The organism is Blastomonas aquatica, from assembly GCF_014639875.1.
Taxonomy (GTDB): Bacteria; Pseudomonadota; Alphaproteobacteria; order Sphingomonadales; family Sphingomonadaceae; genus Blastomonas; species Blastomonas aquatica.
Genome location: NZ_BMGD01000002.1, coordinates 382,905 through 395,796 on the forward strand (window position 1 = coordinate 382,905; position 12,892 = coordinate 395,796).

The 12,892-nt window shown below is 59.4% G+C and carries 12 protein-coding genes and 2 tRNA genes; 4 read left to right on the forward strand and 10 right to left on the reverse strand.

From position 1 onward, the window contains the following. Positions 1 to 22 precede the first annotated feature (22 nt). A complete protein-coding gene (locus tag IEW00_RS05850; RefSeq protein ID WP_188513446.1) occupies positions 23 to 985 on the forward strand; it encodes a hypothetical protein in 963 nt (320 codons plus the stop codon). A gap of 7 nt (positions 986 to 992) precedes the next feature. On the opposite strand, the gene IEW00_RS05855 is transcribed toward IEW00_RS05850, so the two are convergent. From IEW00_RS05855 to IEW00_RS05880, 6 genes are all read right to left on the reverse strand, one after another. Continuing rightward, on the reverse strand, positions 993 to 2,060 hold the full coding sequence (locus tag IEW00_RS05855) for an RES family NAD+ phosphorylase (RefSeq protein ID WP_229736839.1): 1,068 nt from the start codon (positions 2,058 to 2,060) through the stop codon (positions 993 to 995). A 178-nt stretch (positions 2,061 to 2,238) separates the two neighbouring features. Further along, on the reverse strand, positions 2,239 to 2,400 hold the full coding sequence (locus tag IEW00_RS05860; RefSeq protein WP_308419313.1) for a helix-turn-helix transcriptional regulator: 162 nt from the start codon (positions 2,398 to 2,400) through the stop codon (positions 2,239 to 2,241). 720 nt (positions 2,401 to 3,120) lie between these two features. Then, positions 3,121 to 4,050, reverse strand: coding sequence for a HEPN domain-containing protein (locus IEW00_RS05865; RefSeq protein ID WP_188513448.1), 930 nt, complete (start codon positions 4,048 to 4,050; stop codon positions 3,121 to 3,123). Between the two features lie 52 nt (positions 4,051 to 4,102). Continuing rightward, a complete protein-coding gene (locus tag IEW00_RS05870) occupies positions 4,103 to 4,351 on the reverse strand; it encodes a sigma-70 region 4 domain-containing protein (RefSeq protein ID WP_188513449.1) in 249 nt (82 codons plus the stop codon). A gap of 1 nt (position 4,352) precedes the next feature. Next, positions 4,353 to 5,522 carry a tyrosine-type recombinase/integrase gene (locus IEW00_RS05875; protein WP_229736840.1) on the reverse strand — a complete coding sequence of 390 codons (1,170 nt, stop codon included), beginning with the start codon at positions 5,520 to 5,522 and terminating at the stop codon, positions 4,353 to 4,355. Between the two features lie 125 nt (positions 5,523 to 5,647). Next, positions 5,648 to 5,738, reverse strand: a tRNA-Ser gene (locus tag IEW00_RS05880). Between the two features lie 126 nt (positions 5,739 to 5,864). Between IEW00_RS05880 and IEW00_RS05885 the strand changes: the two genes are divergently transcribed. From IEW00_RS05885 to IEW00_RS05895, 3 genes are all read left to right on the forward strand, one after another. Continuing rightward, positions 5,865 to 6,914: a peptidylprolyl isomerase gene (locus tag IEW00_RS05885; protein WP_188513450.1), complete on the forward strand. Its 1,050-nt coding sequence runs from the start codon at positions 5,865 to 5,867 to the stop codon at positions 6,912 to 6,914. Positions 6,915 to 6,999: 85 nt separating this feature from the next. Beyond that, the gene (gene ald / locus IEW00_RS05890; protein ID WP_188513451.1) at positions 7,000 to 8,115 is read left to right on the forward strand and encodes an alanine dehydrogenase; all 1,116 of its coding nucleotides are present in this window, start codon (positions 7,000 to 7,002) and stop codon (positions 8,113 to 8,115) included. A 28-nt stretch (positions 8,116 to 8,143) separates the two neighbouring features. Continuing rightward, entirely contained in the window at positions 8,144 to 9,115 is a 972-nt protein-coding gene (locus IEW00_RS05895) for an oxidoreductase (RefSeq protein WP_188513452.1), read from the forward strand. Between the two features lie 7 nt (positions 9,116 to 9,122). On the opposite strand, the gene IEW00_RS05900 is transcribed toward IEW00_RS05895, so the two are convergent. The 4 genes from IEW00_RS05900 to IEW00_RS05915 all read right to left on the reverse strand — a co-directional run bounded on the left by IEW00_RS05900 (position 9,123) and on the right by IEW00_RS05915 (position 12,887). Further along, on the reverse strand, positions 9,123 to 9,494 hold the full coding sequence (locus IEW00_RS05900; RefSeq protein ID WP_188513453.1) for a hypothetical protein: 372 nt from the start codon (positions 9,492 to 9,494) through the stop codon (positions 9,123 to 9,125). A 248-nt stretch (positions 9,495 to 9,742) separates the two neighbouring features. Next, positions 9,743 to 11,116, reverse strand: a complete 1,374-nt coding sequence (locus tag IEW00_RS05905; protein WP_229736841.1) for a tetratricopeptide repeat protein — start codon at positions 11,114 to 11,116, stop codon at positions 9,743 to 9,745. Between the two features lie 437 nt (positions 11,117 to 11,553). Next, positions 11,554 to 12,555, reverse strand: coding sequence for a tetratricopeptide repeat-containing glycosyltransferase family 2 protein (locus tag IEW00_RS05910; RefSeq protein WP_188513863.1), 1,002 nt, complete (start codon positions 12,553 to 12,555; stop codon positions 11,554 to 11,556). Positions 12,556 to 12,810: 255 nt separating this feature from the next. Beyond that, positions 12,811 to 12,887, reverse strand: a tRNA-Met gene (locus IEW00_RS05915). Between the last annotated feature and the right edge of the window lie 5 nt (positions 12,888 to 12,892).

A 12,892-nucleotide genomic window follows, 5' to 3' on the forward strand; every position in this document is an offset into this window, starting at 1 on the left:
AAAGACATATAGCAATCCTTCAATGGATTATCTCAACGCATTGGTTGCTCTTCGGCGGGTGGAGGTGCTGTTAGATGATTTCGAAAATGTTGCTGGAACGCTTGAGGCGGCCTGCCCAGAAGAACAGCGCTGGGCACCCTGGTTCGGGGCTGAGGCAATTTCGTATTACTCGGTAGGCTATGTGACCTGTCTCGAATGGCACGCAAAATCTCGACTTGTCGATCTGCTGAATTTCAAACCTGAAGCCATACGCATCTCCGACGTGCAGAAAACGGTCTCGGACAAGTTGATTGTGCAAATGGTTTCTGAGCGTGCGTCAGTCTCGCAACTCGTTGGCGCAGCGGTTAAGGTCAGCAGCCTAGAGGCCTATCTCTCTGTTGTCTCGAGAGCATTCGATGAACTCGATTTTCCATGTTGCCTGACTGACTGGCTGACCGGGGTCGCCGAGGCGTCCGCAGCCTGTTGGTTGAAATCAGATGACTTCGCAGAATTGTCTCGTGTTTTCGAGTTTCGCCACGCCTTGGTGCATGAGCTCGGAGTTCGAATTACCGGGCACCCTAATGTTCGGGATAGCTGGTCACCCGGAGAGGCTCGACGCCAGGGCCGCCTTGTTGCTTCGCTAATAACTGGCATTGAAGCGGCCTTTACTCAATTTGCACCAGAGACGTTTCCAAATTTACTCGATGAAAATCGAACTCCTATAAACAAGCTGGATAGACTTCGGGCAGAGTTTGTAAGACTTGATCGTATAGTTACAAATGAAATGCAGAAACTTTCTCCCAAAGACACATCAACGCTCGAAGCATGGATCCAGGCGCAAGGGTGTTTTGCTACCTATGCAGATGCAGAGGAGAATTTCATAAGTATCGGAGCCATCCTTCATTGGAGATATCATGATGCTCGAACCCCACTTGTGGAAATGATGCTTCAGTACAGGATAAATTTTTTAAAGGAATTGTTGTCTAATTTTTCAGAATTAAATTGAAGCGATTTTAGAACGAACTGGGTCCAAATATCATTTGGTAATTCACTTGTCCAATTGTCAGGCGATTAATGCTAATGACGGCAACGTCCCCGCGATCGATCGGTCGTCCAAATAGTGCCAGATTACCGATAACCTTAGATTGCTCGTACGCATTTGCTTGGCCATAACGTCGGGTAGATAGACCATAGACTGTCTCAAAAGGGTTGCCTCCGGTTCGAAGCGTACTGAAAAACGATGGATAGATAATTCCGTCGAAGCCGTGTTCCCTGACAACTGCCGCAATCTCTCGTAAAATTGGATACGCATGCGATTTCGCGAGAAATAGCATTAGGACCGCTAGGTCTAGGCTTTCAAATTCGGTGCAATCTTCCTGCAGTATTGCTGAGAGGTCAATCAACTTGAGAGGACGAGCGGGTCGCAGGGTGGCGATATATAGTTCATCTCCTGCAATAAATCGCGCCTCATGCACACAAATTTCGGCATCTTGCGATCCGTACAGGACTGGAAAGCCTGGCGCGTCTAAACGGCCATCGCCGTAACAGCCCTCAGGAGGCGCATCGTATTCGCCTGGATCGGTTGGGGATTTTGGAGCTTTGCGGACGCGATAAAATTCTTCATCGGTTAATATGACACTAGGGTAAGCCGCTACAATTTTTGCTATCACGTTTGGTCGGGAGGCTTCGTCCTGGAGGTCCTCAAGTGGGGTGATGTATCCAATCATCCACAGCCTTGGTCCGTAATGAAAAAATCCAATTCCAAGGGTGCGCTGAATCAATTCAACGTCTGCTGATAACCGCCAATTCGTAGAAAGTGAGCCCGGTTGAGCATCGTTAAATTGGATCGCAGGTGCTCCGCCGTACCGTGTGGGGACGGTGCTTCCTTTTACGAAAAACAAATCTGACAACCGGAGCAGTTGATCTCGAGTTAAGGCATTTGTTGATACTGCCCCACAATTTGGGCACATCGATTCGTTAACATTGACTGACTTCGCGAGAAGCCGAAGTCCACGGTCTTGAAAACACTCTGCGCATAGAAGAATGACATCATCATCCTTACGTGCGGATTGTTCTTTCATGATAGCCTCTCAATCGATCTCACTTGGACAATTGGCTGCGATGTTAAATTCTGGTGCGGATACTGGATGGTACAGTAGATGCGGAGCTGCAACATGGGATCTCAACGAGCTGTCACGAGCCGCGATCAGCCTAGTGAAGCCTGATAGCACTTTTGTTGGATGGACACCGGTTTCCGGCTTATTCGACGAAACGCCGCCGCTCGATCAACTGACGCAAGCTTTCGGTCAGCACAAGCGTGGCTGCTCCCATTTTGACCACCTCAACCTCACCCCGTGCGATAAGCAGGTACAGCGTGCTGCGGCTGATGCCGGTGTACCGGCAGGCATCGGGAACCCGCATGCTGATTGGCTCGATCGATAATGGCGAAGATGACGGGAAAGGCGTTCCAGGCATAGAGGCACCAATGGTTTGAGAACCAGATGGCTGGATGGGCCGGTCGCGCCATCTGCCAGACACCGGTAATTATCCCCTCTCAGCGCTCTGCGTGCCACAAGACATTTTCGCGCCAGGCTATCCGTTTCCACGATTGCTGGAGTGGCATCCATCAAACCTCACCTCGGCGAACGGACTAGAATTGGTCCACGGCTACCGGGGTAGCTCTACCATGCCTTGGCCGGTCGGCAGGTTGCTACCTGCGCCGAAAAAGGGGGGTAACATTGGCTGACGACAGGGCCAAATCTGGTCCACCCGTTAGTTGCTTTTGTCCGCCATTATCCCGTCCGATGAGGCTGCTATGCGCTGCCTCGAAATTCCGCAGAGAACCGCCACTTTCGATAAAGGCGACGTCACGAGGCAGCGGTTTGGCACCTCGAAAAGTGGCAGAAAACCGTTATTCACGTGTGCGTGAGGTGTGTGACTATAAATTGTGGGTCCGATGCGAAGCATCGCGGCCCCTGCTACCCCTCCGGATTTGATGCCGGTGAGGTGGCAGAAAATGGGTGCCGGTGGGCTGGCGAACGGACGGTCCGAACGGTCATCAAGCGGTGAGATTTGGTTGCTGATGGCAGCAGTGATGTAGCCAAAGGTTTTTGCCCGGGTCCTGCTCCCGAAGCGGCGATCTCAACCTTCCCCGAGAGCCTTTGCCTGAAGGTCTGCGATCCGTTCCGAACAAATAGCGTGGACAGCCCGTCCAAGCTCCTCCACGCACCCGCCAAGCCACAAAAGCTCCTCTTCGGTGATCCGATAGTGCTTCGAGTAGCGGGCCTTCACATAGGCCTCTTTCAGCTTTTCGAAGCGGGCACGATCAAGCCGGGTGTCACGAGGCCAGGCATCAACCAGCCGCATATCGATCCGCTCCGCCTGAGTGCGAAGGAAACCCAGGTTGTGAATGTGGGGGGTGTAGAAGGTGCAGACTAACAGCACCGTGTGATACAGCCTCTCTGTGGCTTGATGGAGCTGGAAAGCAGCATTGTTGAGCCTGCGCTGCTTCAGATTGAAGGTGAAATTGTCGAAGAACTCTCCGCCAGTTGGGAACCACTCGTCAAAGTACTCCCGCGCCATGGCCAGCGCCTGCTCAGGCGTCTTGGGCTTGGGCGTGTGTAGGGCCCTCTCATCAGCCTCGTGCAGGGCAATGCCGTCCTTGGCCACGTCCATGAAAAAGTAGCGCCCATGCGCCAGCCCGTCGTTCACCTCTTGAAGCGTGTGCACGATGAAGTTTACCGGGGTGTGCAGCGTCCGGTCGATGGCAAGCTCGCGGATAAGCCGGTCCTCAAGCTTCAGCCAGTAATCGACACGCTCGGTCAGCCGCTTGTCGTTGACGATGATCAGCACATCGAAATCGGAGCGATAACCTTTGGCTGTGTGCGGCTCATCGACCCAGCCGCCACGGGCATAGCTGCCATAGAGAATCAGCTTCTCGATCCTGCCCTTCTTCTTCCACTGGTGGGTGGCAAGCGCCAGAGCATCCTCGAACTCTTCGAAAATGATCTGCTTCACGCGCTCAAGCTCGCGCTGCTTGTTGGCAGGAAGATGGTCTAGATCGGTTCGCATGGGCAGGGGCACCCTGTAGGCATGGGTTACGATTGGCAAGGTCGAAGCAGCATCACCAGCGCCAGAACTGCCACCAGTCTGGCGGCTTCTCTGTCGGCATCTGAATCAGCACGAACAGGGCATTGGCAAAATGCTGCTCGACCTGTTGCAGTGTCATGCCGTGTTTGGCTGCGAGCTGGCGGTAGCTCAGCTCATCGACGCGGATGCCAAGGAAGATCTCCCGGTCGAGCGGCTCCATCCGCTCGACCGCTCTCTCGAACTTCCGCAAGCGCCTGCGCTCTGCGCGCGAAAGGCTGGACACCTCAACTGTCCTTGTCGCAATAGGCGGCCCACTCGGCCATCATGACGCGCCGCTTCTCCAACAGATTGCCACGCCGGTAAGCGGCTTCGGTCTTGTTGGCGACCGTATGGGCGAGGGCTGCCTCCGCCACATCGCTAGGATGATTGGTTTCCTCGCTGACCCAGTCGCGGAACGATGATCGGAACCCGTGTGGGGTGTAGGGCTGACCCATTTCCTTCATCAGCATCGACAATGTCATGTCTGACAGCGGCTTGCTGCTGCGAATGCCGGGAAACACATACTGGCAGTCGCGCAATCGCAATTGAGCGCAGCGGCGCAGGATACGCAGCGGACGTGGGGTAAGGGGCACAACATGCTCGCGGAATGCCTTCATACGCTCCTTAGGAAGCGTCCAGAGGGCTTCCTCCATATCAACCTCATCCCAGGTCATGCCGCGCACCTCGCCCGATCTGGCGGCGGTGTAGATCGCAAATTCAAGGGCAAGGCGGCTGAACGATTCCCGAGCACGCAGCTTCTGGATGAACTTTGACACTTTCTCGTATGGCATGGCAGGAAAATGCCCGTCCTTGCGCGGCTGACGCGGCAGGCCTTTCGAGATGGCGCGCATTGGAGCCTCGGTCTCGCGGTAGCCAGACGCATAGGCCCAGTCGAGGACGGCCCCGATGCGCTGGCGGACCCGCCGAGCCGTTTCGGGCTTCGCCAGCCAGATTTCAGCGAGAACGTCGCGGATCATCGGGCCGGTGATCTTGTCGACCTTGTGCTTCCCGATGGATGGAAAGACATACATTTCGAGCGTGCGCATCCATTGGGCGTGGTGCTTGCCATTGCGCCAGGTCTTCGAATGAATGTCGAAGACCTTATGGGCCGCGTCCTTGAAGGTCGGCACCGCTTCGAGCTTGCGCCGCTCAAACTGAGGGTCGAGGCCCATTTCCATCTGGCTGCGGACCTCACGTGCCCGCTCGCGAGCCTCAGCAAGGCTTACCTTGCTACAGCTGCCCAAGCCGAAATCGCGGCGGTGGCCCTGTTTCTGAACCCGGCAAACCCAACTGCTACTCCCTCCCGGCCTTTCGTAGCGAAAAAGGCCGTCACCAAAACTCACCCGGCGGGTGGTCGAGGTCTTGGTCTTCGGGTCGGTGTTCGAAGTCGTTTTCATAGAGGTGATCATGATCATCTGTCCCACATTTGCAAAAATGTCGGCTTGGACGACGTGGGACACACAGGGATCCGAATCACCAGCGCACCCCGCAGGGGAGCTGGACTTTTGGAGTTGATCAGGGATGATGTGGGATTCGAATGTGGCGGAGCGGGTGGGATTCGAACCCACGATAGGCTTTTGACCTATACACACTTTCCAGGCGTGCGCCTTCGACCACTCGGCCACCGCTCCGCTTGTCCTGGGAAGCGATCCCCTAGAGGCAAGTGCCTGGTTGCGCAAGGGGCGGTTTGCGTGCGCGCAGGCGGGGACTTCGCAGCGCAGTTTCGCAAGCCCGCACGGCATGTTAGCGTGAGATCCATGAAACCATTCCGATTCCGCTCCACCGCGCTCCGCGCCGTCGCCGCGCTTGCTCCATTGGCGCTGCTCACCGCCGCCGCGCCGCCGCCCGCCAATGTCAGCCCCAGTCCCAGCCCCAGTCCCAGTCCGGGCCAGATCGTCGAGGAAGCGCCACCGGCGCACTGGACGGCGATTGCGGCATCGGACCTGCTGGTTATGGAGCTTGCGCCGGATGCGGCGGGCAAGCCGCGTCGCGTCTTGATCCAGCTTATGCCCGCGCCGTTCAGCACCGGCTGGATCGGAAATATCCGCAAGCTCGCCGCAGCGAAATGGTGGGACGGGACAGCCATCGTTCGCGTGCAGGACAATTACGTCGTGCAATGGGGCGATCCCGATGCCGAGGACGAAGCCAGCGCCAAGCCGCTGCCGGGCGGCATCGCGCGGGTTCCGGAGAGCGGCTATGTCGTCGGGCTGGATGCCTTTGACGCGGCCGTAAAGGAGTGGTTTTCGGCGGACGACAGTGCCGGGGCGGCCGCTGCACCCGCGGTAGTAGTTGCAAATGACTACCGGGCTCCCTGGGCCGGGCCTGATATCTACGCCAAGACTCTGGATTTTTTCCGGGGCTGGCCGGTGGCCGGCAATGACGACGGTGTGTGGCCGGTGCACTGCTATGGCATGGTCGGTGTCGGCCGCAACCTGTCGCCCGACACCGGTAGCGGGGCGGAGCTGTACACCGTCATCGGCCATGCCCCGCGTCACCTCGACCGCAACATCGCGCTGGTCGGGCGCGTGGTCGAGGGGATCGAGCATCTCTCCAGCCTGCCACGCGGGACAGGCGAACTTGGTTTCTACGAAATGGCCTCCGAACGCACGGTCATCCGGTCGGTTCGCCCGGCTTCCGATCTGCCCGAAGCCGAGCGCCCAAAGCTTGAATATCTTGAGAGCAGCAGCGAATCGTTTATCCGCTATGCCGTTGCACGCGCCAATCGGAAGGATGCATTCTTCAACATCCCCGCCGGCGGCACGGATATTTGCAACATTCCGGTGCCGATTCGGAAAATTACGCAATAATGTAATAAAGTAACAAATTGATGTCGCGCAGGGCAGGCGGGGTGAGTAAGCAACGGGCAAAATAATCCAGCAGGAGAAGTCTGTCATGCGCGTCGGAACCGTCAAGGAAATCAAGAACCACGAATATCGCGTCGGCCTGACGCCCGAGAGTGCGCGCGAACTGGTGCAGCACGGGCACGAAGTCTGGGTGCAGAAAGGCGCAGGCCTGGGCATTGGCGAGAGCGATAACGACTATCAGCGCGTGGGCGCAAAGTTGATCGATACTGCTGCGGAAATCTTCGCCGAGTGCGAGATGGTGGTGAAGGTCAAGGAGCCGCAGGCGGTCGAGCGCGCGATGCTGCGCGAAGGCCAGATCCTGTTCACCTATCTGCACCTGGCTCCGGACCCCGAGCAGACCAAGGATCTTGTCGCCTCCAAGGCGGTGTGCATCGCCTATGAGACCGTGACCGACGCGAGCGGCGGCCTGCCGCTGCTCAAGCCTATGAGCCAGGTCGCAGGTCGCATGTCGATCCAAGCCGGCGCGACCGCGCTTGAAAAGGCGCATGGTGGTCGCGGTATCCTGCTTGGCGGGGTGCCCGGGGTGGCGCCGGGCAAGGTCTGCGTGATCGGTGGCGGCGTGGTCGGCTTCAACGCGGCGCAGATGGCAGCCGGGCTTGGCGCGGATGTGACCATTCTCGATCGCAGCCCCGAAGTGCTCGAGCGGCTGGGCTATTATTTTGAATCGCGCGCCAAGACGCGCTTTGCCAACGCCGCCAATGTCGCCGAATGCGTCGCGACCGCAGACCTGGTGATCGGCGCGGTGCTGATCCCGGGCGCCGCAGCCCCCAAGCTCGTCAACCGCGAGATGCTGGCCACGATGCGCCCCGGCGCGGTGCTGGTCGATGTCGCGATCGACCAGGGTGGCTGCTTCGAGACCAGCCACGCAACCACGCATGCCGAGCCGACCTATATCGTCGATGGCATCGTGCATTACTGCGTCGCCAACATGCCCGGAGCGGTCGCGCGCACCAGCACCTATGCGCTCAACAACGTCACGCTGCCGCATATGCTGCGGATGGCCGACAAGGGCTGGAAGGATGCGATGCGCTCCGACTCGCATCTGGCAGCGGGCCTCAACGTGTGGAACGGCAAGGTTACTTACAAGGCGGTGGCGGACGACCTTGGCTATGACTATTGTCCGATGGAAGAGGCGCTCGCCTGAGGCGCCACACGCGCACCAGGAGAGCCCAATGATCGTACAGCACCAAAAGCCAATTGATTCCCCGTTCGGTCGCCACAGCGAACCGCATGAGGTGCTCGCCGGGCTCGATCTGACCGGCCGCAACGCGATCGTCACGGGGGGCTATTCGGGCATCGGGCTGGAGACGGTGCGCGCGCTGGCAGCCGCGGGCGCATCGGTCACCGTGCCTGCGCGCGATACCGCCAAGGCGAATGCCGCGCTGGCGGGGATGAACGGCGATATCCGCATTGCGCCGATGGATCTTGCCGATATTGCTTCGGTGCGGCGCTTTGCACAGGACTATGCCTCAAACGTCACGCAGCTCGATCTGCTGATCAATAATGCCGGCGTCATGGCGTGCCCGGAATCGCGGGTAGGCGCGGGCTGGGAGCTGCAGTTCGGCACCAACCATATGGGGCATTTTGCGCTGGTTGACGCCCTGTTGCCGTTGCTCCAGCGCAGCGGCAACTGCCGTGTTGTGGCGCTGTCATCGACCGGGCACAAACTGTCCGACATCCGCTGGGATGACCCCAACTGGACCGATGGCAGCTATGACAAATGGAAGGCATACGGCCAGTCGAAGACCGCCAACGCGCTGTTTGCGGTGGCGCTGAATGCGCGGCTGGCGGGCAGCGGCGGGATGGCGTTTGCCGTCCACCCCGGCGGCATCTTCACCCCGCTGCAGCGGCATCTTCCGACCGAAGAGATGGTCGCGCTCGGCTGGCTCAACGAACAGGGCGAGATATCGGACGGCGCACGCGCGATGTTCAAGACGCCGACCCAGGGCTGCACGACAACCCTGTGGGCGGCAACCAGCCCGCTGCTCGAAGGCAAAGGCGGGGTGTATTGCGAGGACTGCAACATCGCTGCGATCTCGGACGGCGAGCCGGTGCGTTATCGTAATGTTGAACCGCATGCAGTCGACAGCGACAGCGCCGAGCGGTTGTGGGGCTTGAGCGAGACACTGCTGGCCGGCGGCTGAGCACGCTCTAGCCGAACTCGGCAAAGGCGATGAGCTTGCGAAAACCTGCTCTGCAACGCTGCACCCCATCGACCATGTGGTTCTCCACCCATATATCGCCCGAATGATACCCCCACTGCGTCAGGGTTTTGCCGGGGTTCGCCATCATCTGGGTGCCCAGCCACTGGGCGACTGCCGGCTTCAGCGCGGAGCGGGCCAGCCTGGCAGAGGCGCACGTGCGCGAGGCCTGCCAGCTTTCTACCCGGCGGGCGAGATCGGCCTGAAGCCGCACATGCCTGCCAGAGCCGCTTGCGTGGTCGGTTGATCGAAATGAGAGCGTCTGGGCGTGAAGCTGCAATGCCGGACCAGCGAGTGCGACCAGCAGCGCGAACGCGAACATCGCAACGCCTGTTCCCAATCGTGTCATTGCCATACCCGACTGCCATCCCCGCCCTGTGACGGATTGAGTCTGACCGCCGGAACCGGGGAACGAAGGGTGGCCAGCAGCCATTTGGGTCGACGAAAACCCCCAGCCCCGACGATCAGACCATCGTCTATCTAGCGAAAGCGCTGGCAATTAGGCTGTGGCAAATTGTCGCAAACCAGGGGAAATGGCGGATTAGCGCCAATGCCTGAATGTTACCCCGATCAGGAGAGGTCCACCTTGGGGGTTGCGACGACGACCTTGTTCAGCAACGCCTGCACTTCAGAGTCGCCGCGCCACTTCTGCGCGATGCGCTTGTTCAGAGTCGCCGAATACCAGCGCTCTCCGAGCGTGTCGGCCTGGCGCAGCAGGGTAATCAGTGTCGCGCGATCACCCATGCAGGAGGCATGGAACGCCGGGGTCATGCGCGTCTTGCGCTCACCCTCGGCAAACTCGCGCCGCGCATCGGCCACCAGCACCAGATGCGCGGTGGTCTCGTCGCGGGCCACTGCCGCATCAAGTGCTGCAGACAGCCTGACCATTTCAGGGACTGCGCGCAAACGGGCCAGGTCGCGATATTCGCGGGCGTAAGCCTTGATGTCGCCGCGCGAAATATGCGCCCAGGCGAGGCAATTGCGGATCGTCGCGTCATCGGGATACTGGGATTTGAGCTGGGTCAGCGCCATCAAGGCCCGCCGGTCGCGTCCTGCCTGCCAATGCGCGCATGCGCGCTCCACCGCGATGGCGGGTGTTCCCGGTAGCAGCAGTTGCGCGGTGTCATATTCGCGTTGCGCAATTGCATCCTGCCCCAGATCGGACAGGATATTGGCGTACCAGAAATGGGTGAGACCATCGCGAGGGTCGAGCTCCAGTGATCGCTGGAACGAATCGGCCGCGCGTTGTGCATCATAACTCCACCAATACTGGATGAAGCCGTTGGCGCGATGGGCGGCCGGCAGCGTATCATCCAGCGCCAGCGCCTGCTCGATGGCGGATTTCGCGGCGCTGTAGGCGCGGCTCTCGGTTGCTGCGCCATATTCGCGGATGATCAGCCAGGCCTCTGCCAGGCCCGCATAGGCCGGGGCGAATTCAGGGTCAGCGGCAATGACCTTTTCGTAAAGATCGATCGCATGCTCGAGATCGGCAGGCGTGCGGCGTGCCCACAGATCGCGCGCGGTGACATAGTCGTCCGCCACCGCCGGATCATGCGGCAGTTCGGCGATCCTGTCCGGACGGGTTTCAGCGGATGTGAACGCGCCGCCGATGATGGGCACGGCAAGCGCAATCGCGCTCCCGACCGCCGCGGCGACCAAAATGGGCCAGAGCCAGCGGCGCTGCGCTGCAGGGGGTGGCACAGCTCGTGCGGGTTGCCCATGATCATCGGCCGCAGGTGACGGAATGGGTATCGCCGTTTGCTCTGGGCCCTGCGCGCCTGGTGCCGGGAGCTCAGCGATGGCCAATTGCTTTTCGCCGGCAAGATCGCGTTGCTCGGCCCTGCCGGACCACGCTGCCAGTTCGAGCTCATAGGCGAAGACCGACCCCTGTTTGCCACCGGGCAGCCGGTGTACGGGAAGCGCACGCTCACGGGCCCAACGCATCACGGTGGTTCGATCGCGGCGGAAATATCCGGCAATCGCCTTCCAACCATCCAGTCTACGAGAGGGAGATTCCGATTGGTTCAACGGATCTTTCCACAGATTGCCAAAACGCGAAGGTGACAGGGCCCGGCAATGCACGATAGCACCCCAGGTCGCGCCGCGACATTATCGGCAAGCCCCTGGCTAAGTCTAGGCAATATATTGAAAACCAATGAGAACGCTGGCGGGAAAAACCCGACCAGCGAGATGAGACATTGAGCGGTAGAAAGGGCTCGGCTCAATCTGTGAGTTGGTAGCGCAGAGGGACTTGAACCCCCGACCTACGGATCATCATTCCTATGGATAGACGCGGCAAAGTCTAAGGCGAAATCATCGGCCGCGATGTCAACGGGGGAGGGTGCTGCTGGTCGGGGACACCGCAAAAACCCAGGGCAGATCTAGGCAGAAATGGCCGACAGTTGCGACTGGATAGCGTTAAGGTTCGTTCGGGCGAGGTAACTACCTCGCCCGTGAACGCTCCCCTCGAGCGAGGGCCGCTCTCCAATCTCGAGGCATCGTTCCCACGCCGCGACGGCCAAAGGAATCCACTCGCGCAGAGCGTTCGCCGGATCGGATGCTGCTTTGTCGAGCGCGAGATTGCCGATGACGAAGAAGAAGTCGGGTGATTGGTCCCAACGCTGCATATTCTGGTTGATATAGGTGAACGCTGTATCGAGATCGCCGCTCTGTCCCAGACAATGAAGATAGCGAATGGCAAGACTGTGCATCCAGTTCGCCGTGCTTGACGCGCCCGCCAACGACTGCCGGTAATGTCCACACGCAGCACTGAACTCATTGAGCCGTTCAGCTTCCTTGCCGAGTTGGTAAAGAATGTACGGATCGCCAGGGCGATCTTGCAGATCGAGCAGCAGCAACGGGCGGTTGCGGTCGCGCTTGGTCTCCATCTGCGCGTCGAGGTATCCATCGTGACCAAGGTGAAGGTCGATTTTGACCCGGGGAAGCGCCGAAGCGACCTGTTCGTGGACCCGTCCTTCAAAGCCGATGCCGCGTGAGAGCACTCTGGTGATCCAGTTTCGGCTGTCGGCGAGCGGCCTGTCCACTTTCTGCGTGTGCGCGACCTGAAACGAACTGTGCACGCACACCGCGCCCAACCGCTCGGTTGCGTCGCACCAGGAGCGCAGTTGCTCGCCTCCGGACGCGATCCACTCATCGGCATCGATGACGATGTTCCAATCCGCGTCGGCGAGCTCCAGCGATCGATTGCGGGCCTCTGAAAAGCTGCCCGGCCAAGCCATTTCGTGCACGATCGCCCCGGCCTGCTGCGCCAATTTCTGAGTATCGTCGGTTGAACCCGTGTCGAGGACGATCATCCTGTCGACCCACGGTCGAACGCTTTCCAGGCACCGGCTGATGCAGCGAGCCTCGTTGCGGACAATCATTGCGACAGCAAGGCTGCGATGCGGGGTTTTGCCACGCGATTTGGCTGGCTTCACCAAGGCAGATTACTCCCGCAGGCCGAGTTTCAATCCGGTCTAGCTTATGGGGGAATGGTTAACGAGACGTAGACATATGATTGGTGTGCGTCGCTATCGGACAGTCAGCAGGCTTGTTGCCGCCATCACGCCACCGGTGATCAGGCGTGCGATCACCAGCAGGGCTGCGGTGCGCAAGCTCGAATGCCTGGCGGGGAGGGATGGTAGCGGAGGAGGGACTTGAACCCCCGACCTACGGATTATGATTCCGCCGCTCTAACCAGCTGAGCTACTCCGCCATCCC

Bases quoted from the DNA above. Each gene is read 5' to 3' on its own strand.
- IEW00_RS05850 (WP_188513446.1), top strand. From the start codon at position 23: ATGGATTATCTCAACGCATTGGTTGCTCTTCGGCGGGTGGAGGTGCTG.
- IEW00_RS05855 (WP_229736839.1), bottom strand. From the start codon at position 2,060: ATGAAAGAACAATCCGCACGTAAGGATGATGATGTCATTCTTCTATGC.
- IEW00_RS05860 (WP_308419313.1), bottom strand. From the start codon at position 2,400: ATGCGGGTTCCCGATGCCTGCCGGTACACCGGCATCAGCCGCAGCACG.
- IEW00_RS05865 (WP_188513448.1), bottom strand. From the start codon at position 4,050: ATGCGAACCGATCTAGACCATCTTCCTGCCAACAAGCAGCGCGAGCTT.
- IEW00_RS05875 (WP_229736840.1), bottom strand. From the start codon at position 5,522: ATGATCATGATCACCTCTATGAAAACGACTTCGAACACCGACCCGAAG.
- IEW00_RS05885 (WP_188513450.1), top strand. From the start codon at position 5,865: ATGAAACCATTCCGATTCCGCTCCACCGCGCTCCGCGCCGTCGCCGCG.
- ald (WP_188513451.1), top strand. From the start codon at position 7,000: ATGCGCGTCGGAACCGTCAAGGAAATCAAGAACCACGAATATCGCGTC.
- IEW00_RS05895 (WP_188513452.1), top strand. From the start codon at position 8,144: ATGATCGTACAGCACCAAAAGCCAATTGATTCCCCGTTCGGTCGCCAC.
- IEW00_RS05900 (WP_188513453.1), bottom strand. From the start codon at position 9,494: ATGTTCGCGTTCGCGCTGCTGGTCGCACTCGCTGGTCCGGCATTGCAG.
- IEW00_RS05905 (WP_229736841.1), bottom strand. From the start codon at position 11,116: ATGCGTTGGGCCCGTGAGCGTGCGCTTCCCGTACACCGGCTGCCCGGT.
- IEW00_RS05910 (WP_188513863.1), bottom strand. From the start codon at position 12,555: ATGATTGTCCGCAACGAGGCTCGCTGCATCAGCCGGTGCCTGGAAAGC.